Consider the following 24,367-nt stretch of genomic DNA (forward strand, 5'->3'; position numbering starts at 1 on the left):
GGCGTAGAGCCACGGCAGCGCGACCGCGGCGGCGCAATCTCTAGTGCAACTGCAGCACGTCAATTTCGGCGAATTGCATCCTGTAGTTATTCGACTCGAGTGGGTTCGACCGCAGTGATGTTGCGGTGACCTTTACGTATCTTGCACTCTGCGCGGCAAATGTGAAGGCTTGCTTTGGGCTCGTCGAGGTTGGCTGAGCGTAGTTCGTCCTGGACGCGACGGTAGTCCAGGACGCTCCATCGACCGAAATCTGGATGTCGAAATCCTTGGGAAAGTAAATTGTGTCGCGGTCGCTCGCCCACAGATCGACCTCCGAGATAGTTCGGGATTGGCCGAGGTCGATCTGTATCCATTCAGTGTGATCTGCGCCGAGGTTGCTGTTGGATGACCAACCGTTCACGGTACCTGCGGCCCCTGCCTTGCTGCTCCAGATTCCATCAACCACGTTAGCGAGCGTCCAGCCGTAGTCGTTCACGTTACTGCTTGCGATGACGCTAGCTCCTAAAGCCCACTTGGTGCGACCCGGCCCGAAGGCCTGCGATAAGTCGGGGTTGGCTATGTAGTTGCTTGACTCGAAAGCCACAGGATCAGAGGTGACATCCTGACCCGCGAACTTCCTAATGAAGACGCTATTCTGAATGATCCCTTCATTCCTTGGGTAGTTCTTTATCGCCTTTGAGTCAAACCCAGCCCCCTCGGTACCGTTACGATAGGCGAACACATTGTTTATGATCAAGCCGGTGTTATTGAGGAACCATCCGCCATTCTCTCCGTACAGCAAAATGCTCGGCCCGGCATTGTCGTGAATGTAGGAATTGGTAAGCGTCACGTTCCTGTTACCAGCCTCGAAGTCGAAGCCTTCGCCGTCTGGTGATTGATTGGATTTGTAGGTCCGCATAAATTCAGAGTTCTGCACCGTATAGTTCTCACTGTTTGCTATTTGGAATGCGGCTACGCCCCAGAACATACCCTTGAGGTAGCCCGTCTCGTCGATTACGACATTGTCCGTGACGCCCCCGGTCGTTGCGTACATCATGATTCCACCGCTGCGATAGCTGCGGTAGATTTGAGTGTTCGTGATGTTCACGTTGGTGTACGCATCTCGGTCTGAGTTCCAGGCATTCGTCGGAAGACCCGTGTAGTCGTAGGGCTTGTCCCGCACCAGATTGATGAAGCCGGTGTCGGTTTGCGAGATGACTGAGTTGGTGAGCGTGATGTTCGAGAATACTGTTTGGTCCTGGTTCTCATCGGTCATCAGAGAGCTAATGAGGATCGCCGCGCCGAAGTAGCTCTCGGGGTACGGGAACACAAGGTCCGTGCCAATAGATCTGCCTTCGACGTCGTGGATATAGAGGTCGTCGAGATACAGGTAATCGTGACCATGGGTAGCGTCGTTAAGGACTTCGATTCCGAATGCGCCTCCCGTTAACTCGAGTCCAGCGATCCTGATTCCATGGTTGTTCACGATTTTGATCGAGGCGATAGCCTCCCCCATGTTCGCGCTGATAACTGGCTTGTTGCCGGAACCGTAGGCGCTGACCAGAATCGCATTCTCGGCCGTCCCGTTACCGTGCAGGTAAAGAGTTTCTCCGGTCCAGGAGTCTCCGCGCTTGAGGAGGATTGAGTTTCCCCCCGAGTACGCGTATTGGGAAACCTTCTGCAGCGTTCGCCATGGTGTCGACGCGCTAGTTCCGTTGTTGGAATCATTGCCGCTCGTGCTGACGTAGTAAGTCGTATCCGGTATCGCGGTCAGCGTGGACGAGTGTTGGTAGCTGTCGTATGCGACTACGATCTCGGCGAATTGCATCCTGTATCGATTGCTCTCGTCGGGATTCTGACGGAGGTTAGTTCCGGTTATCTTGACGTAGCGTGCAGTCTGCGCGCCGAATCGGAAGGTTTGTGCCGTGTCTGAAGGAGTGGGGTAGCCGGCCCTACTAACGACCGTCGTCCATGTGGTCCCGTCGTTGGAAAGCGCGATTGTGAAATCGATTGGGAAGTACGCTCCCACGCTCCCAACGTCGCTACGAGGGAATAGGTCAACTCGGTCTACGAAGTTGGTCTCGCCTAAATCGGCCTGTAGCCACTCAGTGTGGTTGGTCGTGAGATTGCCATCGGACGTCCACCCGAGGGACGTCGTGGTCGATCCTGTCTGGCCGTCGACGACGTTGCTCTTGGCCCAGTACGAGCCCTCGAGGGACGAAGAAGCGGTCACGGTTGCATTCTTCGCGCGGTTGGTGTCTCGCGCTATGAACGAATCGATGGCGACTCCAAAACCGCTTGATGCCGGATCCTTCTGGCCCTTCACCGTGATCGTGATGGTGTGGGTGCCGTCGGCCAAGCCGTCCATGACGTAGATCGCGCGATTGTGCTTGTAGTTGTAGTACGTGCCATCAGAGGCCTCGAACTCGTATGGCTTGATGTACAGGTCGATTGTTGTGGCCGCGCCGCCGTCGATGCTTACGTCGGCTTTGCCGAAGTTGGAGGCGTAGCTTCCGATGACGGAGATCGAGTTTCCTGTGAAGGTGAACGAGACTGCAGACCCCGACGACTCGGATAGCCGAAAGTCGTCGCTGTTCGCGCCGTATGGCGCCGGTGCATAGAAGTCGCTCGCGGGGTCCGAGGTGCTCTGCACGCTCCAGCTGCCCGTGAAGTTCGCGCCCTCCTCATCGGTCCGATTGGTGCTGGCGCTGGTGACACTAGTGCCCGCCATAAGTGCCAGCGCAAGTGCTCCTGCAAACACGACCAACTTTGACGTACGGCGCATAACAGATCCCATCATCTTTGACAGCGAGTAGTGACCGGTCACAAGTATGCAGAACCGCCTACAGTTGAACAAGCAGTCGATCCTGATGGATGTCAGATTGTGACCGGTCACTATTTCAGCTATCATCTGCGGCAGTCCGTATTTCACGGATCGATCACGAGGTCTTGGACCATCGACCACTCAATGAGGAGACATACGTTGACAACATTGCTTTCCCCCAAGCGGGCCTTAGCGTTGGGACTCTCGGCGCTCGTTCTAGGTCTTGCCGGGTGTGCCACAACTGCAGAAGATGCGCCATCGGAAGCGAAGCTCACCTTGCTTGTCGGAAGTGCGGAGACCGAGCTCGCTATCGCAAGCGCTCTGGTTGCCGGCTTCACGGCAACGCGTCCAGACGTCGAGATCACGCTTGAGACCCGGCCCGCTGGCGCCGACGGCGACAACCTCGTCAAGACCAAGCTGGCCACCGGAGAGATGAACGACCTGCTCTTCTACAACGCGGGTGCTTCAGCCAATGAGGCACTCTCCGTCGATACCTACATGCTCGACCTCAGCGGGGAGGGCCTCATGGAGAACGTCAACGAAACCTTCCGCCAGGGAATTCGCACCACCGATGGCTCCGAATACGCGGTGCCGATCGGGGGCGCCACGGGTGGGGGCCTGTTCTACAACAAGAAGGTTTACGCAGATCTTGGTCTGGCTGTGCCGACTACGTGGGCTGAGTTTGAGAAAAACAACTCCGCAATCCTTGCGGCCGGGATCGTTCCAGTCGCGCAGACGTACGGAGAGACTTGGACATCCCAGATGCTGTTCGCTGCCAACTTTGCAAACGTTCTCTCTGAGGAGCCCGACTGGGCCGAGCGTTTCACTAACAACGAGGCGAAGTTTGCCGACGACCCCATTGCTCGGCGCGGCATGGATTACATCCAGCAGGGATTCGATGAGGGTTGGTTTAACAGCGACGCAGCAACTGCCACCTTCGAAGACGGTCTTCGTATGGTTGCGACCGGCGAGGCAGCGACCTACCCGATGCTCACCTTCGCCGGTGCAACCATCGAGGCGAACTACCCCGACAATATCGCCGACATCGGCTTCTTTGCGGTGCCCGCGAAGTCCGCAGACGATACGCGCCTCACAGCGTGGTTGCCCGGGGGCATGTACGTTTCGAAGGACACCGAGCACCCGCAGGCCGCGCTTGACTTTGCGGCTTATGTGGCGAGCACGCAAGGCTGCGACGTCATCACTGAGGCGGTCGGGGTGACCGGTCCCTATCTGATCGAAGGTTGCTCACTGCCGACGGAAGTCTCCGCCTACATCTCGGATCTGCTCGGCTATCTCGACACGGAAGGAGCTTCGGCGCCGCCGCTCGAGTTCCTGAGCCCGGTCAAGGGGCCCAACCTTGAGCAGATTCTGGTGGCGGTTGGAACCGGCCAGATCGACTCAGCGTCTGCGGCCATGCAGTATGACGAGGATGTCGAGAAGCAAGCTCAGCAACTAGGACTCGCGGGCTGGTGAATGTGTGAGGAGTCTGCCCCGTTTCTCGGGCGGGGTGGACTCCTCCCTTCCTCCCGATCCGATGAACTCCATTTCAGATAGGCGTCACTGTGGTCTTGTATTCCGTGCAGCGCTCGCATCGGACGGCGTACCCGCTGTGGTACCTGATCTTGCCGTGTGCGGTGCTAGCTATTTTCTTCCTTGTGCCCGCATTCGCGGCGTTCTACTTCAGCCTCACGCGTTGGGACCTCGTCAACTCGGAGTTCATCGGGCTTGACAACTTCTTTCGCTTCTTCTCAGAAGCTGGCCTCGTGAATTCCATCGGCCACACGGTGCTGTTTACGATCGTCAGCACTGCCGTCAAGCTTGTCGTCGGTTTTGGAATCGCGCTCTTGCTGCACACGGCCATTGCTTTCAGGTCGGCAATCCGGGCGCTCGTCTTCTTCCCTGTAATTGCTAGCACCATCGGAATAGGCATCACCTTTTCTGTACTTCTTGACCCCAACACGGGGCTTGTCAATCAAGCTCTCGAAGCCCTCGGTGTTGCGGCACCATACTGGTTGGGCGACCCGAGCCTCGCGCTACTGACCGTCGCGGCCGTAGACGGCTGGAAGGGGGTGGGGCTCGCAGCGGTGATTCTGCTCGCAGGCCTCGTGTCGATCCCACGCGAAACCATTGAGGCTGCACGCGTCGATGGTGCGAGTTCCTTGCAGCTAATCCGGTCTGTCTATCTCCCACTTATTCAGCCCGCGGCGCTCACTGTGCTGCTCCTGTCAGTAATCGGATGCATCCGGGCTTTCGACTTGATCTGGACGATGACGGGAGGAGGACCAGGGTTCGCCTCCGACGTTCTCGCGTCCGTGGTTTACAAGCAGTACCAAGCCGGGTTCTACGGGCTGTCGACTGCCGGGAACGTTGTGCTCTTCCTGGTGGTCTTGATCGCATCCATTCCCATTTGGCTCGTCATTCGGAGGGCTGACCGTGAACGCGAAGGGTAGGCGCAGTCGCCTGCGCGCTACCCATGTTGCAGTCGGCGGGGCTGTTCTGGCGATCGTGGTGCTCTTCTTCGGCGCTCCTTTCGCGTTCATCTTGCTGACGGCATCCAAGGGGCAAGCAGAGGCTGCAGAGTTTAGTTTCGGTTGGCCGACCGAGTTCCTCTTGCTCCAGAACCTGGGTGAGGTACTGACGACACGAGACGGCATTGTCGTGCGCGCTCTCATCAACAGCACAGTGATCACGACGCTTAGCGTCGCTCTCATCGTGCTCCTCTCGGCGATGGTGGCTTTCGTGTTGTCACGCCGGCCTGGTCCGGCCACGAGCGCAGTCACACTCATCATGTACTTGGCTCTCCTTGTGCCGCCGGCGATCGTCCCGACAATCTGGGTGTTGCAAGGCACGGGCCTCTTCAAAACGCTTGCGGGCGTGATCCTGGTGCAGGTCGCCTACGGCATGCCCTTCTCCGTTCTGTTGTTCAGGGCCTTCATGACGACCGTGCCGCGGGAGTTGGATGAAGCGGCCCTAATCGACGGAGCCACATCGTGGCGACTGTTTTGGGTGATCGTGTTTCCCCTGCTGCGACCGGTGATGGTCACAGTGATCGTCATTCAAGCCATCGTCGTCTTCAACGACTTTGCGACGCCGTTGTACTTCTTGCCCGGAGACGCCAATGCGACTGCACAGCTAACCCTCTTCAACTTTCGCAGCCAGTTCTTCACGTCATGGAACTTGCTGTTCGCGAACATCCTCGTAGTAACGGTGCCGCCTCTTCTGGCGTTCATCTTCTTTAGTAGGCAGATCGTTGCCGGTATGAGTTCAGGAGCTATTAAGTAATGACCCACGTCATCTCACGCACGTACCCATTAGAGATCATCACGGGCACTGAAGAGCCCCTCATCCGATCCGATCGCACGATCGCAGGGCAGTCAGGGTTCGGGTTCGAAGGGGGGTGCGCATACCTGATCGATGGCAATTACCACCTGTTCACTTCCGAGCTCATTGCCGAACCGCTGTGGAGTCGCACAGTGCTGGCACACTGGTCGTCCGGGGACGGTTTCTCATGGCAGCGTGTTTCCTCGCTGCGCGAGTCAACCGGCGACTTTAGTGGCCTTGATCGACGAGCTGCGTACTTCTCGCCAATGCCCATTTACGATGACGACACCGACCGGTGGCAGCTCTTTTATGTCTCTTATCGTTCCGCCCCCGGTATCTCAAACCGCAACCACGACGGGATGATCTGGCGCGCCCAATCCGCAGTTCATGGGCGCGCCGGAATCGGCGGGCCATACATTGACCAGGACGTCGCAATGCGACCGGACGAACACTCGCAAAGTTGGGAGGGGCACCAGGGCACCGACTCGTTCTATGCCTACCGTGGTGAGCGGGGCTGGATCGGGTTGTATGGCAGTTGCGACGTAGACCAGTACCCCAACTGCAACTGGGCGGTGGGCGTTGCTCGTGCCGACACCCTCACTGGGACTTGGACCCGCGAACCTAGAGGTAATCCGGTGACGGCAGAACCGAAATTCATTGAGAACCCCGTAGTCGTAACGCTAGACGACGGTACGTTCCTCAGCGTCTACGAGAACGACGCGCTTGACCCGGCCTTCGCTCGCAGCATCGGCATCATGACTTCACTGGACGGGATCAGCTGGACTCGGGAAGAGCCTCTCTTCCTTCCCGACGATCTTTGCCCATGGGCGTCGCGTGTTCGTACCCCCCTGTCGTTCATCCCCGACGGGGACGCGTGGCGGATCTACTTCACGGCTTTCGATGATCGCGGGGCCCTGCCTGGTTCCACCTCGTTTGGCAACGTGGGTATGGTCCGCGTGCGCCGCACCGGCTAGAAGCCAAAGTGACGCTCCTTATCGAGGCGACGATCGCGCCCTTGCCGCGACCCGAAGGCGCCAATGGACCTTGGCGCACGGTGCGCTGGGCGTTGCCTGTCAATGCCCGACAGCTCGCCCTACACGTGCGCTGGTTGGCTGGTTCAGGCGAGATTCTGCATGAGCTGCGCGACGTTTCAGAGATGCCCTGGATCGTCGACGATACTCCGAATGCCGCCGCCATTCAGGTCCGCGTGTTGGTGGAGCATGACAGCCGCGAGGAATGGACCTCTTGGTCACTTGCTGTCGCGACGCCGGAGTCGAAGCAACGACTTACGGCGAAGCCGGTCGGGGGCCCTGCTGGCGGTTCGGCTTCAGCGGGCGTTGAGTACTTCCGTCGGTCTTTCGTTGTCGTTGATCTACCCGACCGGGCTACCTTGTCCTTCACCTGTTGGGGAATGGCCACCGTGCGACTCAATGGAATTGAGGTCGACGAGGAAGTCCTCTTTCCTGGCTGGACGGACTACCGCTATCGGCTTCGACTAGCGACTGTAGACGTTTCGCATCTCCTAGTTAAGGGCGAGAACGTGCTGAGCGCCGAGGTCGCTGACGGCTGGTACCGTGGCCGACTCGGGGCGGCCGGAGATGTGTCCGTATTCGGAGAGGTGCGACGCATTCTTGTCCAGCTAGACCTACCCGATGCGCGCATACAGACCGACGCGAGCTGGCGGTGGTTCGCGGCTACCCACCGCCAGGCGAGCCTCTATGACGGGGCATTTCTTGATGCTCGCGCCGAACCGGCCGGCTGGCACCAGCCGGGGTTCGATGACGCCGAGTGGGGCTATGCCGAGCCAGCACGGGGCTCGCTCGCACGCCTCGTTCCTCGCAGGGAATTGGGGGTACGGGTGGTCGACAGCGGAGAAGCCGTGGACCGCGGCGCCGGCGTTTACGACTGCGGCGTCAACCGCTCAGGAGTCGCACGCGTAAAAGGTCGGGGACAGCGAGGCGACCGCTTGGTCGTAATGCACTCGGAGATCCTCAAACCCGACGGTGACCTCGAGATGTCCTCCAACCGCGGGGCACAATGTCGCGACGAATATGTACTCGCCGCGGACGGTTACTTTGAGTTCCAGCCCGACTTCACCTACCGCGGTTTCCGATTCGTACACGTCGAGAGCAGCGCGACCATTGACTCCGTTTCGTGGGTCGAGTATAGCTCCGCCACCAGACCCGGGCTCGCATTTGCAAGTTCAAACCCGGCTTTGGAGGCCCTCCATGACGTCTCGCTGAATACCGTACGCAGCAACCTAGTGTCGATCCCTACTGACTGCCCGCAGCGGGACGAACGCCTCGGCTGGACTGGTGACGCGCAACTAGTCGCCGCCACAGCCCTACGTATGTTCCCCATGCGTCACTTCTGGGAATCTTGGCTAAGGGATCTCATCGACTCTTCGACAACCTCGGTTCCTCCACTAATTCCCGACGTTGTACGCGGGCGTGGACTCCCACTTGGCTCCGGTCTCGAGGTGGAGATATACGACCGCGCCGGTTGGGCGGACGCACTTGTAGAGGTGCCTTTCCAGTTATGGAAGGCGACCGGCGATCGCAGCATGATCACCGAGAGCCTCTTCGCCATTCGCGCTTGGCTTGCGCGTTGCCTTGCCTCACGCGGCCCAGACGGCCTCATCCGACGCGACTTCGAATTCGGCGACTGGCTCGACCCGACCGCGCCAACTGGCAAGCCCTGGATGGCCGCGGTATCAGCGGTCTTCGTCGCCAACGCATATCTGGCGCGTTCATTGAGCCGAACGGCGTCGATCGAGGACGCTCTCGGCCATGAGGAAGAATCGCGCGAACTCGCCAACGCTGCGGCGACGACGGTGAAAGCCCTATACCCCCTTCTACCCGCGGCACTCGATTCACAAGGGGGTTGCGCGATGACTCTGGCATTCGGATTGTGCCCCGCCGAGGAACGCCCATCGGTCGCACGCCGACTCGCAGACCACGTGAGGGCGGCTGGTTGGCGTGCTCAGACCGGCTTCCTCACGACGCCCCTCATACTTGAGGCGCTCACTGAGGGGGGCTACCCGGCCGACGCTGTGCGTCTCGCGCTGGGAACCCAGTCGCCCTCATGGCAAGCTCAGGTCAATCGAGGCGCCACCACCTGGTGGGAACGCTGGGATGCACTGTCGCCAGAGGGTGAAGTGGGAGACAACGCGCTCGACGGAACCGCGGCGGGCATGATTTCTTTCAACCACCTAGCGGGTGCCGCCGTTGCGGATTGGCTTCACACGCGCGTCGGAGGGATCGAGACTGATCTGACCGGTAGGGCTGTCGCGCGGTTCCGGCCACTGGTGAGCACTGAGACAACATCTGGACGCGTGAGTCAGATCACCGTGTACGGCAAGCTCAGTGCCGCCTGGCGTATCACGTCGTCGGGTGAGCTGAGGGCACGCGTGATCGTGCCCGAGGGCCTGGAGCTAGGCCTGGAACTGCCGCAATCCAAAGAGTCCCTTCTGCGCGTGAACAACCGCCCCCGACCGGTCGAAGGGGCGAATCTATTGCTCGTGGGCAGGCACGACATTGTCCTCAGCCACCCGAAGGTTGTGCACGTGTCAAGTCCTAGTATGTGAGAGGGAGAGGGACATTCCTTCACTACATCAGCGGAGCGCTATGACCACAATGGACGCCGCACCCATTCACACGCCTACCATTCGTGATGTCGCGCGCGCAGCCGGGGTCTCGCACCAGACTGTGTCACGGGTCCTCAACGAGCATCCGAACGTGAGTCGGGCCACGCGGGAGCGTGTGTCAACGGCGATCGCGAAGCTCGGGTATCAGCCAAGTCGAGCTGCAGTTTCGCTGGCGACGAATCAATCGAGAATGCTTGGGATCCTGACGGCCTCAACGACTCAGTACGGACCTATATCTGGTATCGCTGGCATCGAGCAGGCGGCCCGTTCTGCCGGCTATTGGGTGTGCACGGTAGATGTCGATCCGCACGACCGCAAGTCGATCGTAGATGGTCTCGACCACCTGTATCACCTGGGCATTGATGGTCTCGTTGTGATCGCTCCACAACGACCAGTGCTCGACGTACTCAATCGTCATCCCCTACGAGGTCCTGTGGTTACGTTGGGTTCAACGACTACGCTCGGCGCAATGAGCCTTACGGTCGATCAGACCGGCGGAGCCCGGGCTGCCACCCGGCACCTTCTTGAGAATGGGCACACTCGCATTGCCCATATCGGTGGACCGGCCGACTGGGAGGAGGCAGCGGTTCGCGCTGCTGCCTTCAACGAGGAACTCCTGGCGTCGGGGATCGCCCCGGGGCCCACGGTCCTCGGCGATTGGACCTCAGCATCCGGCTATCGTGCCGCTCGTCGACTCTTAGACTTCCGGCCTACGGGCGTCTTCGCAGCAAACGACCAAATGGCGCTCGGAGCGATTCATGCCTTCAACGAGGCGGGGCTCCGAGTGCCTGACGATGTCTCTATTGTGGGATTCGATGACTTGCCTGACGCGAGCCACTTCGCCCCGCCCCTCACGACGGTCAGACAGGACTTTACCGAGCTGGGCCGGGCGGCGGTTGACTTGTTGCTGGGTATCAAGAAGGAAATGCTCGTCGAGCGACAGCCCCAGCTTGTTCTCCGCGATTCCGTCCGCGACGTGCGTGATCTTGCTACCTAGTTCGCCTCGAGATTACGTGACCGACAGGCACTTCTTGGGTCGGTGACGAAGGAAGAGGATTGAGGACGTGTGTGTCGCCCGCCGCCGCTAGAGCAGTGTCCCGTTAAAGCAGATACCCGCTTGTTTTGGCGTTCCCGCGAACAACCTGTCGAACTGGTCAAACCGAGCACGCGTTGAACGTATCGTCGAGTCTTGCGTGAGGCGGCCGCCGCTGATCTTAACGTGATCGCGAGGTGCGGTGTGGAGGCTGTGGTCGCGGTAGGTCAAGCGTCCATGAAATGGAAATCCCCGCGCGTAGCTCGGTTCGTGAGGCCACGAGAAGCAATGAGATATGGAAGCCGTTAGTCCGCTGGCGCACGACGATATCTTGAATATTTTGAGCGAATAGTGGAGGGGGCGTCGACCGAACCTGGGAATGTTGGTCTGTTGCCCGGACGTGATGCTCCGGACGCGGCGGTGTTTGCCTCGCGCTCGACCGTTGCGTATCGCTACTTCTTGGCCACGGGATCCAGCTCCATGTCGTCTTGTCTAAGGATGGTGTGGTCATGGTGGACGTGGAAGAAGGAGTCGGGTTGGAACCACGCTCTCATAGCTGGCGATCCTGAAGTTGGTGTTTTCATATGATGCCGGCTCGATCGCGGCAGGTAACTTTTCTCGGCCCACCGACTGCGCGGCAGGACTTGCCTTGAACAACGACTATGGGGCGATTGAACGCGGGTCGGGCTGTTCGCCGAGATCATGGCGCACTCATCAGCCTTGGTTCCCGACGTCGTCTTTGAGTCGCAGCCCGCAAATGCAATTGCGCCAGTCCTCACCACAACTTCACTCTCGGTCTATGGCCTTCTGACAGTCGACGTCAATGAAGCATCAGCCGCGGCTGCTCGTTTCGTTCAGGTGGCGAAACAACTGAGTGTTCCGGCTGACATCATTTTTCCGAACAGGGCAGTGATCGCGCCCAATCTCTCGATCGGTGCCTTCGGCGCTCGAAAGCTGGAGACGTTCGCTCGTCGACTGGAAGAGATTGGGGATCTCCTTCTGCCGCTACAACTCTATTCGTGGCAACTGGGCCAGACACTGCGATGGTCGTATTTGATCGTGGGGCCACCGGTGCCGCTTGTCACGGTCCTGACGGTTCACGGCCACGGCTTCCCTAGCGGATAGTTCAGTCCTGATGATTACTGTGGTCAGGGGCCTTACTCGGTGCACGGAGACCCGGTCGGCTCTTCGGCGCCTCAAGGCGAGGTGATTGGGAGCTGAGCCTGCTGGTGCAGCAGCGCCGATCTCCAAGTGTCCCGCGAGCAGAAATTAACGACAACAAAGCGCGATCCTAGAAGCGGCGGTTTGGATCGTGCCGTCACGCCGGGGGCGGGTACACAGAGCTGGCCCTGACGACCAACTCTGGGGAGAAGACCACATTCTGTGGCGTCAGTTCGGGGTCGTCGAGTTCTTCGAGCAGGATGCTCACCGCGGTCTCTCCGAGCATCCGGCTCGGCTGCCGAACTGAGGTCAGCGGCACCACCGTGGCCGCGGCGAAGTCGATATCGTCGTACCCCACCAGAGCTACCTCGTCCGGTACTCGCACGTCGCTCGTCATGACGAAGGCCTGGAGCACGCCGACGGCGAGCAGATCGTTGACGGTGAACACGGCATCGGGCCGATCCGCAGTGGCGCGACGAGCGATCGCTTGACCGGCCTTCCGACCATCGACCACGGTCAACCCGTCCGCGCGGACCACTTCGAGCTGGGCTCCCGGCACTTCGGCGATCGCGCGTCGAGCTCCCTCGAGTCGATCGACGACCTGTCGAATCTCGAACTGGGCGCCCAGGTATGCGATCCGGCGCCGGCCGAGGTCGAGGAGGTGCCGAACGGCAAGGTACCCGCCGGCGACGTTGTCGACCGAAACAGACGACACCCCGGTGCCTGCGCCGCTGCGGTCGACCAGCACGGTGCGGGTTCCGTTGCTCCGCAAGCGGTTGAGCCGTTCGGTCACATCTCCGATCGGAGAGATGAGGACGCCGCGAACACGCTGCTCCTCGAAGAGATCGAGGTACGCCCCCTCTCGAACCGTGTTCTCGTCGCTGTTGCCCAGAATCACCGAGAGCCCGGCTGAGTCGGCAGCGTCCTCCGCGCCCCGTGCGATGTCGGCGAAGAACGGGTTTCCAATATCGAGCACGACGAGTCCGATGGTCGAGCTGTGGCCGATGCGCAGTTGACGGGCCGCATCGTTGCGCACGAAGCCCAGCGTGTCGATCGCCTGTCGCACGCGCGCCACGGTCTCCTCGCTCACCCGCGAAGGCCGGTTGAGCACGTTGGAGACCGTCCCCACTGAGACGCTCGCGTGCCGGGCAACATCCTTGATGCCGATCGGTGCCATGAATCGAGGGTAGTCGAATCGTTTCACTTGACGGGCGAGCATCGCTGCCCATAGAGTCATGAAACGATTCAAAACGACCACGGAAAGAGCAGCATCCGTCAATGACGACCTTCGATACCATCGCGCCCAACCTTGACCGGCAGTCGATCGAACTCCCCTCCTGGGCATTCGGTAACTCCGGCACCCGGTTCCGCGTCTTCACGACGCCGGGAACGCCCCGCGACCCCTTCGAGAAGATCGCAGACGCGGCACAGGTGCACCGGCACACGGGCCTCGCCCCCTCGGTCGCTCTGCACATTCCGTGGGACAAGGTGGATGACTATGCGGCCCTGTGCGCGCACGCTGAAGACCACGGCGTCACACTCGGGACCATCAACTCGAACACCTTCCAAGACGAGGAGTACAAGTTCGGCTCGCTCGCCGCGACCGACGCGAAGGTCCGCCAACGGGCGATCGACCACCACTTCGACTGCATCGACATCATGCATGCCACGGGCTCGCGCGATCTGAAGATCTGGCTAGCTGACGGCACCAACTACCCAGGCCAAGACGACATGCGTCGCCGGCAAGATCACCTGGCCGAGAGCTTGGCGACCATCTACGCGCGTCTGGGCGATGAGCATCGCCTCGTGCTCGAGTACAAGTTCTTCGAGCCGGCGTTCTACCACACCGACGTTCCCGATTGGGGGACCGCTTATGCGCAGGTCACCGCGCTCGGTGACAAGGCGATGGTCTGCCTCGACACTGGCCACCATGCCCCCGGCACCAACATCGAGTTCATCGTCATGCAGTTGTTGCGCCTGGGCAAGCTCGGCTCGTTCGACTTCAACTCGCGCTTCTACGCCGACGACGACTTGATCGTCGGGGCCGCCGACCCCTTCCAACTGTTCCGCATCATGGTAGAAGTCGTGCGCGGCGGAGCGTACGACGAGGGCAGCGAGGTCGCCTTCATGCTCGATCAATGTCACAACATTGAAGAGAAGATTCCCGGCCAGATGCGCAGCGTGCTCAACGTGCAAGAGATGACCGCTCGCGCCCTGCTGATCGACCGGGAGGCGCTCGATGCCGCTCAGCGCGAAAATGACGTGCTCGCCGCGAACGCGATCATGATGGACGCCTTCTACACGGATGTCCGCACTCCGCTCGCCGAGTGGCGCGAGTCGCGCGGCCTGCCCGCCGACCCGCTCGCCACCTACGCCGCGAGCGGCTACCGCGAGCGCATCGTGGCTGAGCGCGTGGGGGGCCAACAGGCCGGATGGAACGCGTGAGAGTCGCCTTCCGCCTGCAGGTGAGGCCCGAGTTGCTCGACGACTACCGCGCGGTGCACTCGCCCGTGCGTCGCGAGATGCTCGAGGCGATTGCGGCGAGTGGCCGGCGCAACTATTCCCTCTTCATCGATGAGTCCGATGGCACGCTATTCGGCTACTACGAGGTTGATGACGACGACGCCGCACAGGCCTCGCTCGCGGCGAGCAAGGTTGCCTCGCAGTGGGAGACCGAGATGTCGCGCTTCTTCATCAGCTTGGGCGGCCGCGCAGACCAAGCCGCGCGTCGACTGCCCGAGGTCTTCAACTTGACCGAACAACTGGAAGGCTCCTGACTCATGACGGTCACGAACGACCTCATCGCCCGCAGCAATCGCCTCGGCGCCGAGCCGCACATCACCAACTATGCCGGGGGCAACACTTCGGCCAAGGGCACTGAGATCGACCCGGTCACGGGTGAGCAGGTCGAGTTGCTCTGGGTCAAGGGCTCGGGCGGTGACCTCGGCACGCTGGCCGAGAAGGGTCTTGCCGTGCTGCGGCTCGACCGCATGCGCGCGCTCGTCAACGTCTACCCGGGCCTCGACCGCGAGGACGAGATGGTCGCGGCGTTCGACTACTGCCTGCACGGCACGGGCGGCGCGGCCCCCAGCATTGACACCGCGATGCATGGGCTGGTGGATGCGGCCCACGTCGACCACCTGCACCCTGATGCCGGCATCGCGATCGCCACGGCGAAAGACGGCGACAAGCTGACGAAGAAGATCTTCGGCGAGAAGGTCGTGTGGGTACCGTGGCGCCGCCCCGGCTTTCAGCTCGGACTCGACATCGCCGCCATCAAGGCCGCGAACCCGCAGGCGATCGGCTGCATCCTCGGCGGCCACGGCATCACGGCGTGGGCCGACACGAGCGCGCAGTGCGAGAAAAACAGCCGCTGGATCATCGACACCGCGCAGGCCTATCTCGACGCGAAGGGCAAGAAGGCTCCCTTCGGTCGGGAGCGCAAGGGTTTCGGGGCGCTTCCGGCCGAGGAGCGTCGCGCGAAGGCCGCCGCGCTCGCGCCCACGATCCGAGGTCTTGCCAGCCACGACCGCCCCATGGTCGGGCACTTCAGCGACGACCCGCGGGTGCTCGACTTCCTCGCCTCGGCGAAGGCTCCGGCCCTGGCCGAGCTGGGCACGAGCTGCCCCGACCACTTCTTGCGCACGAAGGTCAAACCCCTGCTGCTCGACCTGCCGGCCGGGGCGAGCGTCGAGGCGAGCATCCAGCGTCTGACAGAACTGCACGAGCGGTACCGCGCCGACTACACGGCCTACTACGAGAAGCACGCCGACGCCGACTCTCCAGCGATCAGGGGCGCCGACCCGCTCATCGTGCTCATACCGGGTGTCGGCATGTTCAGCTTTGGTGCGAACAAACAGACTGCGCGTGTCGCCGGAGAGTTCTATCTCAACGCCATCAACGTCATGCGCGGCGCCGAATCGGTGAGCACCTACACGCCCATCAGCGACGCCGAGAAGTTCCGTATCGAGTACTGGGCACTCGAAGAGGCCAAGCTCGCCCGGATGCCGCAACCGAAGAGCCACGCCACGCGTGTCGCCTTCGTGACGGGAGCCGCGAGCGGCATCGGCAAGGCCATCGCCACGCGCCTCGCGGCCGAGGGCGCGTGCGTCGTCATCGCCGACCTCGACCTCGCGAAGGCGCAGGCCGCCGCGGCCGAGCTCGGGTCGACCGACGTCGCGATCGGCGTTCAGGTCAACGTCACCGACGAGGCCCAGATCGCCAAGGGCATCCAGGATGCTGTGCTCGCGTTCGGCGGCATCGACATCGTCGTGAACAACGCCGGGCTGTCGCTCAGCAAGCCGCTGCTCGAGACGACCGAAGCCGACTGGGATCTTCAGCACGACGTCATGGCGAAAGGCTCGTTCCTCGTGTCGAAGGCCGCCGCGCGGGTGCTCATCGACCAGGGGCTTGGCGGCGACGTCATCTACATCTCGAGCAAGAACTCGGTGTTCGCCGGCCCCAACAACATCGCCTACTCGGCGGCGAAGGCTGATCAGGCGCACCAGGTGCGGCTGCTGGCCGTCGAGCTCGGCGAGCACGGCATCAAGGTCAACGGCATCAACCCCGACGGGGTCGTGCGCGGCTCGGGCATCTTCGCCGCCGGGTGGGGTGCCAATCGGGCGAAGACGTATGGCATCGAGGAGGAGAAGCTGGGCGAGTTCTACGCGCAGCGCACGATCCTCAAGCGCGAGGTGCTGCCCGACCATGTGGCCAACGCAGTCGCGGTGCTCACCGGGCCCGAGCTCTCGCACACCACCGGCCTGCACATTCCCGTTGACGCGGGTGTCGCCGCGGCATTCCTGCGGTAGCTGGCGGTGAGCATCCACGTCGCCGCCATCGATCTGGGCGCCACGAGCGGCCGGGTCATGCGCGCCATCGTCGACACGGACGCGCTCGACCTGGTCGAGGTCGCGCGCTTTCCGAACGGACCAGTGCAGCGCGACGACGGCCTGCACTGGGACATCAAGGCGCTGCGCGGACACATCCTCGCCGGGTTGCGGCAGGCCTTCCTCGACGACCCGCAGATCACCTCGATCGGCATCGACTCGTGGGCGGTCGACTACGCGCTGATGGCGGGCGAACGGATGCTCGCCGAGCCCTTCCACTACCGCGACGACCGCACCGCGCGCGGGGTCGCCGCGGTGCACGCCGTCGTGCCGCCCGACGAGCTCTATGCCCTCTCGGGCCTGCAGCACCTGCCGTTCAACACGGTCTTCCAGCTCGCCGCGGAGCCGCCCGAGCGGCTCGCCGCCGCCGACCACATGCTGCTCATCCCCGACCTGGTCGCCTTCTGGCTGACCGGTCGCGTAGTCGCCGAGGTCACCAACGCCTCCACCACCGGGCTGCTCGACCCCCGCACCCGGCAGTGGAACGAGGCGCTCATCGCGCGCCTCGGGCTGCCGCGCGGGCTCTTTCCCGAGCTCGTGCAGCCGGGTGACGATCTCGGGCCGCTGCGAGCTGACCTCGCCGCCGAGCTCGGTGCGCCTGCCGGAGTGCGGGTCACGGCCGTCGGATCCCACGACACGGCGTCGGCCGTCGTCGGCGTGCCCATGGTGCGGCCCGAGGCCGTCTACATCAGCTGCGGCACTTGGGGGCTCGTGGGGCTTGAGCTCGAGCATCCGGTGATCACCGACGACAGCCGCGCGGCGAACTTCACGAACGAGGGTGGCGTCGACGGCCGCGTGCGGTTCTTGCACAACGTCATGGGGCTGTGGTTGCTGAGCGAGTCGGTGCGCGCCTGGGAGGCGGAGTCAGGGTCGATCGACCTCAGCGCCCTGCTCGCCGAGGCCGCTGCCGTGACCGCGCCGATGCCGACCTTCGACGCCAACGACCCCCGGCTCATGCCCCCGGGCGACATGCCGGCCCGGATCGCTGAGCAGCTGCGCGAGCAGAGCTTCCCGGTCCCGCGGAGTCGTGCCGAGTTCACGCGCTGCATCATCGAGAGCCTTGCGGTCGCGTTCGCCGATACGGTTCGGACGGCGCGTGGTCTTGCGAAGCGAGAGGTCGGGGTGATCCACCTGGTCGGCGGTGGGGCCCTCAATGCTCTCCTCTGCCAATTGGTGGCTGACCGCTCCGGGCTGCCCGTAAAGGCTGGGCCGGTGGAGGCGACCGCGATCGGCAACGTGCTCGTCCAGGCGAGGGCGGCAGACACGCGCGGTGTTCTGGGTGCTCATGCGACGGTCGAGCGACTGCGAGAAATCGTCGCCGCGTCGCACACTCCGGTTCAGTTCGCGCCTCGCCTCCCCGCGTTGAGGTGATCCGCTATAGGAACCCTGTCGTTCGGGGGACAGCACCTGACCCGTCCGTCGTCCGGGTCGGAGCCGACTTTTACCTCGTCACGAGTTCATTCGAGCTCTTCCCGGGCCTCGTCATCCGGCACTCCACCGACCTCATCACGTGGACCGTGATCGGTGCAGCCGTCCAGCGGTCCTCGCAGGTGCGACGTGACGGGCAACCGGGGGCTGTGAGTCTGTTCGCGCCCACCATTCGCTATGGCGACGGACGATTCGTGATCGCGTGCACGAACGTCGCCCCCGGGCAGGGCAACTTCCTTGTGACCGCTGACGATCCAGCGGGCCCGTGGTCCGACGCGATCTGGGAGGACGAGGCCGGATTCGACCCGTCTCTTCTCCACGATGACGGGCGATGGATCTACACGCGCCGCAGCCTCGACCCTCTTCCCGACGGTCGGCTCGGCCCCGTCGTGCAGGCGGAGATCGATATCGATTCTGGCGTGCTCGGCCCACTCGTCGCGGTTACCCCCGATCATCAAGGATGGTGCTCGAACGACATCGAGGGTCCGCACCTCTACCGCATCGGTGACTGGTACTACCTGTTCGCCGCCGAGGGCGGCACGTGGAAGGGTCACATGCAGACGGTCGCTCGGAGCCGAACCCCCTTCGGCCCCTTCGAGCCGTGTCCCGACAACCCCGTCCTTACTCACCGTCATCGGGTCGGGCATCCGGTGCAGTCGGTCGGACACGCCGAACTGATCGATACTCCTGCCGGTGAGTGGTGGGCGCTGTGCCTCGGCACTCGACACCAGGGTTCCGGGCCCCTCACCGTGCACCACAACCTCGGTCGAGAGACGTTCCTCCTGCCGGTTGAGTGGCGTGACGGATGGCCGGTGCTCGGGGCGGAGGGTCGGGTCGACCTCGACATGGCTGTCGATCGTGAGCCTCTCCCCGCATCGCGCAGCACCCCGTCGGTGCGTGACCACGCCGCCGAGTGGCGCACGCTCGGTGACCCCGGTCGATGGCTCGCTGCCGATGCGATGACTGTCGCCGTCCCGGTCGGTCTACGCTGGGACGCGTCGATCTCCGACGCACTCTCCCGTGCCGCTCCGATCGGGGCCCGGCTGTCGGCTCAGCTCGAAGACGAGCACCGTCAGGTTGTCGAGCTCGGTCTGCCGACGATCGGGGAATCCGATGCGGCCGTCGGTGGGGGCTTCTGGTCCGATGCGGAGCACTGGTGTGCGATCACCGTTCGCGTGATGGGTGGTGATGTCGAGGTGGTCGCTGAGCTCTGCATCGATGACGTGCGCTCCCGGGAGACCCGAAAGATGCCGCTCACGTCCGTGAGCGCGAAGGTTCTGCTGGAACTCGATGCTCGGCCCGAGCGCTATCGCGTTGCCCTACACGACTCTGCAGGGCGCGAACTCGCCACGGTCCGCTGTCGCGCGCGGCTGTTCTCGGCAGAAGCCACCGAGTGGTTCACGGGCGTGCACTTGATGCTGGTGGCGGCAGCGCCGGATCGAGCTTCCGATGCAGACGGACTGCCGGTCGAGATCGTCGTGACCGTGCACGAATCTGCTGCCGTACCGCCCTTGGGCGCCACCGACATCGCGACCGCGGCAGTCGCTCCCGCCCTCTGATGGCAGTGCACCGTCGCTGACCTCTACGCTCGAGACCGTGACCCCCGTGCTCGATCGACCCGGCGTCGTGCTCGGCATCGCCGCCCTCGTGCTCAACGAGGGCGCGACCGACGAGAACGCGCGCACCGTGATCGCGGCGGCCGTCGACGACGGCGTGCTCGCGCTCGACACGGCGCGAGCCTACGCGCGCGTCGACGACGACGGCGTGGGCGAGCGGCTCGCGGCCGAGGGCCGCGAACGGCGCCCGGGGCTTCCGATCATCACGAAGGCCGGACACTACCGGGCGGGAGCCTCGGCCTGGCACTCCGACGGCGGCGTCGACCGGATGCGCGCCGACGCCGCGCGCAGCGTCGAGCTGCTCGGCGGCCCCCTCGACCTCCTGCTGCTGCACCGTGCCGACCGTGTCGACGACCTCGAGGAGTCGGTGGCGACGCTCGCCGCGCTGCGGGAGGAGGGGCTCGCGCGCGCCGTCGGGCTGTCGAACGCGTCGACCGAGCTCATCGACCGCGCGCTCGCGGTCGCGCCGATCGACGCGGTGCAGAACCGCCTCGGCCTGGGCGTCGACAGCTTCGCCGAGTATCGGCACTGCCGCGATGCCGGCATCGACTTCTTCGGCTACGCGCCGTTCGGCGGCCCCCGCGCCGCGCCCCTCGCCACACGCGTTCCGCACGTCGCCGCGCTCGCGACGCAGCGCGCGGCCTCGGTGCACCGCCTGACGCTCGCCGCCGTGCTCGACGTGCTGCCCGGCTACTGGCCGGTCATCGGCTCGACCCGGGTCGAGTCGGTGCGCGATGCGATCGGCGCCATGGCCGAGCCGGTCGACGATGAGCTGCGGCAGGCGCTGCTCGGCGACCTCGCGTCGCGCGGCGTCGCCGTCTAGCGCGCGTCGGGCGTCGAGGGGTTTGTCGTCGCGAGGTCGTCGCGCCCGAGGCGATCCGCCACCACGGTCAGCAGCCGGGTCAGCTCGGCGGCCTCGTCGGGCGTGAGGCCGGCGGCCGTGAGCGCGCTCAACTCGGCCCACACGGCGCCGACGTGCGCGGCCGCATCCCTGCCCTGATCGGTGAGGCTCACGAGCTTGGCGCGCGCGTCACGCGGGTCGGCCATGCGTTCGGCGAACCCGGCGGCCTCGAGCCGCCCGACCATCTTGGCGATGGTGGGCGGCTCGACGCCGAGAATGCGGGCGAGCTGCACCTGCGTGGCCGACCCCCGCTTCGCCAGGATGCTGAGTAGCAACTCTTGACCGGGGTGCAGTCCGAGCGGCGCAAGGGCGAGGGCCGCGCGGCGGCGGTGGGCCCGCGCGGCGGCCATGAGCGCCTTATCGAGTCGAGACGGCTGCATTGCCCTTCGCTCTCGAGTGGATGACGGCGTTGCCGACGACCACGACTGTACCGGTGACGAGGTGCATGACGATGAGCGTCGCGACGCCCGTGGCGGTGACGGCCGCGGTCGTGCCGAAGAGCGAGAGCAGCGTCACGATCGCGCCGGCGATGACGAACACGAGGATGCCGCGCCGGGGGAGGACGCGGACGATGATGAGCGTTCCGACGGCGGCGAGCAGAGCGCCGACGATGCTCGCGGCGATCGTGGGCAGGGCGTCGACCACGAGGGTCATGCCCTGCTGGTCGACGACGATGAGCTCGCCGTTGGCAGCCGTGCCGCTCAGCACGACGACGAGGTTGGCGGCGATCGCGACGAGGGCGGTGGTCCAGAGGGCGAGCAGGGCGGGGCGCAGCAGTGGTCGCATGGGGTTCCTCATTCCGGAGGGGGACAGGGTCGTCAGGAATAACGTTAGCCGGCTATGTATATTCCCGCGGCGTCGATCGCACATAATCAGCGCATGACCCTGCGCGAGCGCACCGCCGCCCTCGCGCGGCCCGCGCTCGTCGTCGTCGGCGGTCTCGCGGCCCTCGGGCTCGCGCTCGTCGCGCTCGGAGCGCTCGCTCCCGCTCTTCCGCTGCTCGGTCTCGCGGGGCGCTGGCACGTGCTGACCCTCGGTGGGTGGGGTGCCGCCGCCGGCCTCGCCCTCGCCGCCGGGCTCGCGGGCCTCGCCCGTGGCGGCCGCCGCTCGAGCGCCCGCCTCGCCGGTCGCGCGGGCCGCCGCGTCACCGCCGGGCTCGCGGCGCTCGCGCTCATCGCCTCGAGCGTGCTCGCCTCGGCGCTCGCCACGACCGCGTCCTTCGCGGCGGCTCAGGGGGCGACCGTGTCGGCGTTCGGGTTCGCGTCGGGCGGCCCCTCGCTCTCGGCCGCCCCCGACGCGAGCCAGGTCTACCTCGTCGACGACGACGGTCGAGAGTTGCGCGTCGACGTCTACCTGCCCGGCTCGGCGGCGCCGCGCGAGCCGTTGCCCGCGGTCGTCGTCGTGCACGGCGGGGGCTGGATGCTGCACGACCGCACACGGCAGTCCGACTCGCTGCGTCGGCTGGCCGACTCCGGGCTCGTCGTGCTCGCGATCGACTACACGCTCGCCACGCGCAACCGCCCCACCTGGAACATCGCCGGCGACCAGGTGGCGTGCGCGCTCGTCTGGACGGCCGAGCACGCTGACCGGTACGGGGTGGATGCGCGGCGCATCGTGCTCGCCGGATCCTCGGCCGGCGGCGGCCTCGCCCTCACCACGGGATACCGGGCGGCGGCAGGCACCGCGACCTCGGCGTGCGGCGGCGCCGTGCCCGTGCCGGCGGGGGTCGCGGGCGCGGTTCCCGTCGTCGACCCCGCGGGGTTCCACGCGAACCCCGACCCGTTCATGAGCCGCTACTCGCGCACGATGACCGAGCGGTATCTCGGGGGCGCACCGGGGGAGCATCCGGATCGCATCGCCGCGACGACCACCCTGACGCACCTGGCCGCGGATGCGCCGCCGACGCTGCTGCTGACCGTCGAGCACGATCACCTCGTGCCCGCCGACGGCGCGCGCGAGCTCGCGGCCGCTGCGCTGGCGCTCGGCGTGCCGGTGGAGCGCGTTGAGGTGCCCTTCGCCGACCACGGCGTGCTCGTGCCCTCGACGGGGGTGGGCGCGAGCATCTGGCGGGCCGCGCTGCTGCGCTTCGCGCTCGACGTCGACCCGGTCGGCTGACCCGCGATCGACCGTGCTCCGCCCGGCGCCGCTGCGGCCGCGTGCCGTGACCCGATCGAAATATGTTGTTGTTGACAGCAATTAGACCCCGACGTATATTCGGGATGTCCGGATCACTTTCGGCAAAGATGTCGAAACTTTCGAGAGGTTCAATGATGAACAAGAGAGCAGCAACTCGCTGGGCTGCGATCGCCGCGGTCAGCGTGACCGTCGGGGCCCTCGCAGCCTGCACCCCCGCCGATGACAACGCCGGAAAGGGTGACGGCGTCACCATCCGGTGGTGGCACAACGCCACGTCTGACCCGCTGCAGGGTCTCTGGGCCGATGTGGCCGCCGAGTTCGAGGCGGCCAACCCCGGCGTCACCGTCGAGGTCACCGGCTACCAGAACGAAGACCTGCAGCGCACCCTGATTCCGAACGCGCTGCAGTCGGGGGATGCACCGGACGTGTTCCAGGTGTGGCCCGGTGGCGAGGTGCGCGCCCAGGCCGAGGCGGGCTACCTGCGCGACCTCACCGAGGACGCCGCCGACCTGATCGCCGAGATCGGCGGAGCGGTCAAGCCGTGGGAGGTCGACGGCGCCCAGTACGCGCTGCCGTTCTCGTTCGGCGTCACGGGCATCTGGTACAACAAGGACCTCTTCGCCCAGGCCGGCATCGACGCGCCGCCGGAGACCCTCGACGAGCTCGTCGAGGCCAACGAGGCGCTCAAGGCCGAGGGCATCACCCCCATCGCAGTCGGCGCGGGCGACCTGTGGCCGGCCGGTCACTGGTGGTACCAGTTCGCGCTCAACGCCTGCTCGGTCGAGACCCTGCAGACCGCGATCCCGGCGCGCGAGTTCGACGACCCGTGCTGGATCGAGGCGGGCGAGAACCTCGAAGAGTTCCTCGCCACCGAGCCCTTCAACGACGGCTTCCTCGCGACGCCGGCGCAGACGGGTGCCGACAGCTCGGCCGGTCTCGTCGCGAACGGCAACGTCGCCATGGAGTTCATGGGTCCGTGGAACTCGGGCGTCATCGGCTCGCTCACGGCCGACACCACGGTTCCCGAGTTCCTCGGATGGTTCCCCTTCCCGACCGTCCCCGGCGGCGAGGGCGACCCGACCGTCACGATGGGCGGCGGCGACGGCTTCGGTGTCAGCGCTGACGCGCCCGACATCGCGGTCGAGCTGCTGAAGTACATCCACAGCGCCGAGGTGCAGCAGCGCTTCGCCGAGACCGGAGCCGGCATTGCCGCGCACCCGGCCGCGGCCGACAGCCTGAGCGACCCGAACCTCCAGCAGATCGCGAGCGGTCTCGCCGGATCGTCGTTCGTGCAGCTGTGGCTCGACAGCGCCCTCGGCCCGGAGTTCGGCAACCCGCTGAACCAGGCCATCGTGAACATCTTCGGTGGCGTGGGTACTCCCGAAGACGTCGTGACGGCGCTGAAGGACACGGCCGCCGCGCTGTAACCACTG

The 24,367-nt window shown here is 64.4% G+C and carries 19 protein-coding genes; 15 read left to right on the forward strand and 4 right to left on the reverse strand.

From position 1 onward, the window contains the following. Positions 1–40: 40 nt before the first annotated feature. On the reverse strand, positions 41–2,911 hold the full coding sequence (locus NNL39_RS05800) for a discoidin domain-containing protein (protein WP_255160744.1): 2,871 nt from the start codon (positions 2,909–2,911) through the stop codon (positions 41–43). Between the two features lie 51 nt (positions 2,912–2,962). Between NNL39_RS05800 and NNL39_RS05805 the strand changes: the two genes are divergently transcribed. The 7 genes from NNL39_RS05805 to NNL39_RS05835 all read left to right on the forward strand — a co-directional run bounded on the left by NNL39_RS05805 (position 2,963) and on the right by NNL39_RS05835 (position 11,928). After that, entirely contained in the window at positions 2,963–4,276 is a 1,314-nt protein-coding gene (locus tag NNL39_RS05805) for an ABC transporter substrate-binding protein (protein ID WP_255160745.1), read from the forward strand. Positions 4,277–4,365: 89 nt separating this feature from the next. Continuing rightward, a complete protein-coding gene (locus NNL39_RS05810) occupies positions 4,366–5,253 on the forward strand; it encodes a carbohydrate ABC transporter permease (RefSeq protein ID WP_255160746.1) in 888 nt (295 codons plus the stop codon). Next, positions 5,237–6,085 carry a carbohydrate ABC transporter permease gene (locus tag NNL39_RS05815; protein WP_255160747.1) on the forward strand — a complete coding sequence of 283 codons (849 nt, stop codon included), beginning with the start codon at positions 5,237–5,239 and terminating at the stop codon, positions 6,083–6,085. The genes NNL39_RS05810 and NNL39_RS05815 overlap by 17 nt, the downstream gene beginning before the upstream one ends. Continuing rightward, on the forward strand, positions 6,085–7,098 hold the full coding sequence (locus NNL39_RS05820) for a glycoside hydrolase family protein (protein WP_255160748.1): 1,014 nt from the start codon (positions 6,085–6,087) through the stop codon (positions 7,096–7,098). Before NNL39_RS05815 ends, NNL39_RS05820 begins: the two co-directional genes overlap by 1 nt. An 8-nt stretch (positions 7,099–7,106) precedes the next feature. Then, positions 7,107–9,710 (forward strand): family 78 glycoside hydrolase catalytic domain, encoded by a 2,604-nt coding sequence (locus tag NNL39_RS05825; protein WP_255160749.1) that lies wholly within the window; start codon positions 7,107–7,109, stop codon positions 9,708–9,710. A 49-nt stretch (positions 9,711–9,759) separates the two neighbouring features. Continuing rightward, complete coding sequence (locus NNL39_RS05830; RefSeq protein ID WP_255160894.1) at positions 9,760–10,767, forward strand: LacI family DNA-binding transcriptional regulator; 1,008 nt, start codon at positions 9,760–9,762, stop codon at positions 10,765–10,767. A gap of 738 nt (positions 10,768–11,505) precedes the next feature. Then, complete coding sequence (locus NNL39_RS05835) at positions 11,506–11,928, forward strand: acetyl-CoA C-acetyltransferase (protein ID WP_255160750.1); 423 nt, start codon at positions 11,506–11,508, stop codon at positions 11,926–11,928. Positions 11,929–12,121: 193 nt separating this feature from the next. On the opposite strand, the gene NNL39_RS05840 is transcribed toward NNL39_RS05835, so the two are convergent. Continuing rightward, positions 12,122–13,141, reverse strand: coding sequence for a LacI family DNA-binding transcriptional regulator (locus NNL39_RS05840; RefSeq protein ID WP_255160751.1), 1,020 nt, complete (start codon positions 13,139–13,141; stop codon positions 12,122–12,124). A 101-nt stretch (positions 13,142–13,242) separates the two neighbouring features. On the opposite strand from NNL39_RS05840, the gene rhaI reads away from it, so the two are divergent. From rhaI to NNL39_RS05870, 6 genes are read left to right on the forward strand one after another with little or no spacing between them, the layout of a single operon-like run. Next, positions 13,243–14,409, forward strand: coding sequence for an L-rhamnose isomerase (gene rhaI / locus NNL39_RS05845; RefSeq protein WP_255160752.1), 1,167 nt, complete (start codon positions 13,243–13,245; stop codon positions 14,407–14,409). Beyond that, positions 14,397–14,741, forward strand: coding sequence for an L-rhamnose mutarotase (locus NNL39_RS05850; protein WP_255160753.1), 345 nt, complete (start codon positions 14,397–14,399; stop codon positions 14,739–14,741). The genes rhaI and NNL39_RS05850 overlap by 13 nt, the downstream gene beginning before the upstream one ends. 3 nt (positions 14,742–14,744) lie before the next feature. Further along, a complete protein-coding gene (locus tag NNL39_RS05855; RefSeq protein ID WP_255160754.1) occupies positions 14,745–16,775 on the forward strand; it encodes a bifunctional aldolase/short-chain dehydrogenase in 2,031 nt (676 codons plus the stop codon). Positions 16,776–16,781: 6 nt separating this feature from the next. Continuing rightward, positions 16,782–18,224 (forward strand): rhamnulokinase, encoded by a 1,443-nt coding sequence (locus NNL39_RS05860; RefSeq protein WP_255160755.1) that lies wholly within the window; start codon positions 16,782–16,784, stop codon positions 18,222–18,224. Beyond that, positions 18,221–19,840, forward strand: a complete 1,620-nt coding sequence (locus NNL39_RS05865) for a glycoside hydrolase family 43 protein (protein WP_255160756.1) — start codon at positions 18,221–18,223, stop codon at positions 19,838–19,840. The genes NNL39_RS05860 and NNL39_RS05865 overlap by 4 nt, the downstream gene beginning before the upstream one ends. Positions 19,841–19,877: 37 nt before the next feature. Then, the gene (locus tag NNL39_RS05870; protein WP_255160757.1) at positions 19,878–20,720 is read left to right on the forward strand and encodes an aldo/keto reductase; all 843 of its coding nucleotides are present in this window, start codon (positions 19,878–19,880) and stop codon (positions 20,718–20,720) included. Here the strand turns inward: NNL39_RS05870 and NNL39_RS05875 are convergent. Both NNL39_RS05875 and NNL39_RS05880 read right to left on the reverse strand, forming a co-directional pair. After that, on the reverse strand, positions 20,717–21,148 hold the full coding sequence (locus tag NNL39_RS05875; RefSeq protein ID WP_255160758.1) for a MarR family winged helix-turn-helix transcriptional regulator: 432 nt from the start codon (positions 21,146–21,148) through the stop codon (positions 20,717–20,719). The two genes, NNL39_RS05870 and NNL39_RS05875, sit on opposite strands and share 4 nt — an antisense overlap. A 7-nt stretch (positions 21,149–21,155) precedes the next feature. Then, the gene (locus NNL39_RS05880; RefSeq protein ID WP_255160759.1) at positions 21,156–21,584 is read right to left on the reverse strand and encodes a DUF6069 family protein; all 429 of its coding nucleotides are present in this window, start codon (positions 21,582–21,584) and stop codon (positions 21,156–21,158) included. Positions 21,585–21,677: 93 nt separating this feature from the next. Between NNL39_RS05880 and NNL39_RS05885 the strand changes: the two genes are divergently transcribed. After that, positions 21,678–22,913 carry an alpha/beta hydrolase gene (locus tag NNL39_RS05885; protein ID WP_255160760.1) on the forward strand — a complete coding sequence of 412 codons (1,236 nt, stop codon included), beginning with the start codon at positions 21,678–21,680 and terminating at the stop codon, positions 22,911–22,913. Positions 22,914–23,065: 152 nt separating this feature from the next. Then, positions 23,066–24,361, forward strand: a complete 1,296-nt coding sequence (locus tag NNL39_RS05890; protein ID WP_255160761.1) for an ABC transporter substrate-binding protein — start codon at positions 23,066–23,068, stop codon at positions 24,359–24,361. Positions 24,362–24,367 lie beyond the last annotated feature (6 nt).

The organism is Microcella humidisoli, assembly GCF_024362325.1.
Classification (GTDB): Bacteria; Actinomycetota; Actinomycetes; order Actinomycetales; family Microbacteriaceae; genus Microcella; species Microcella humidisoli.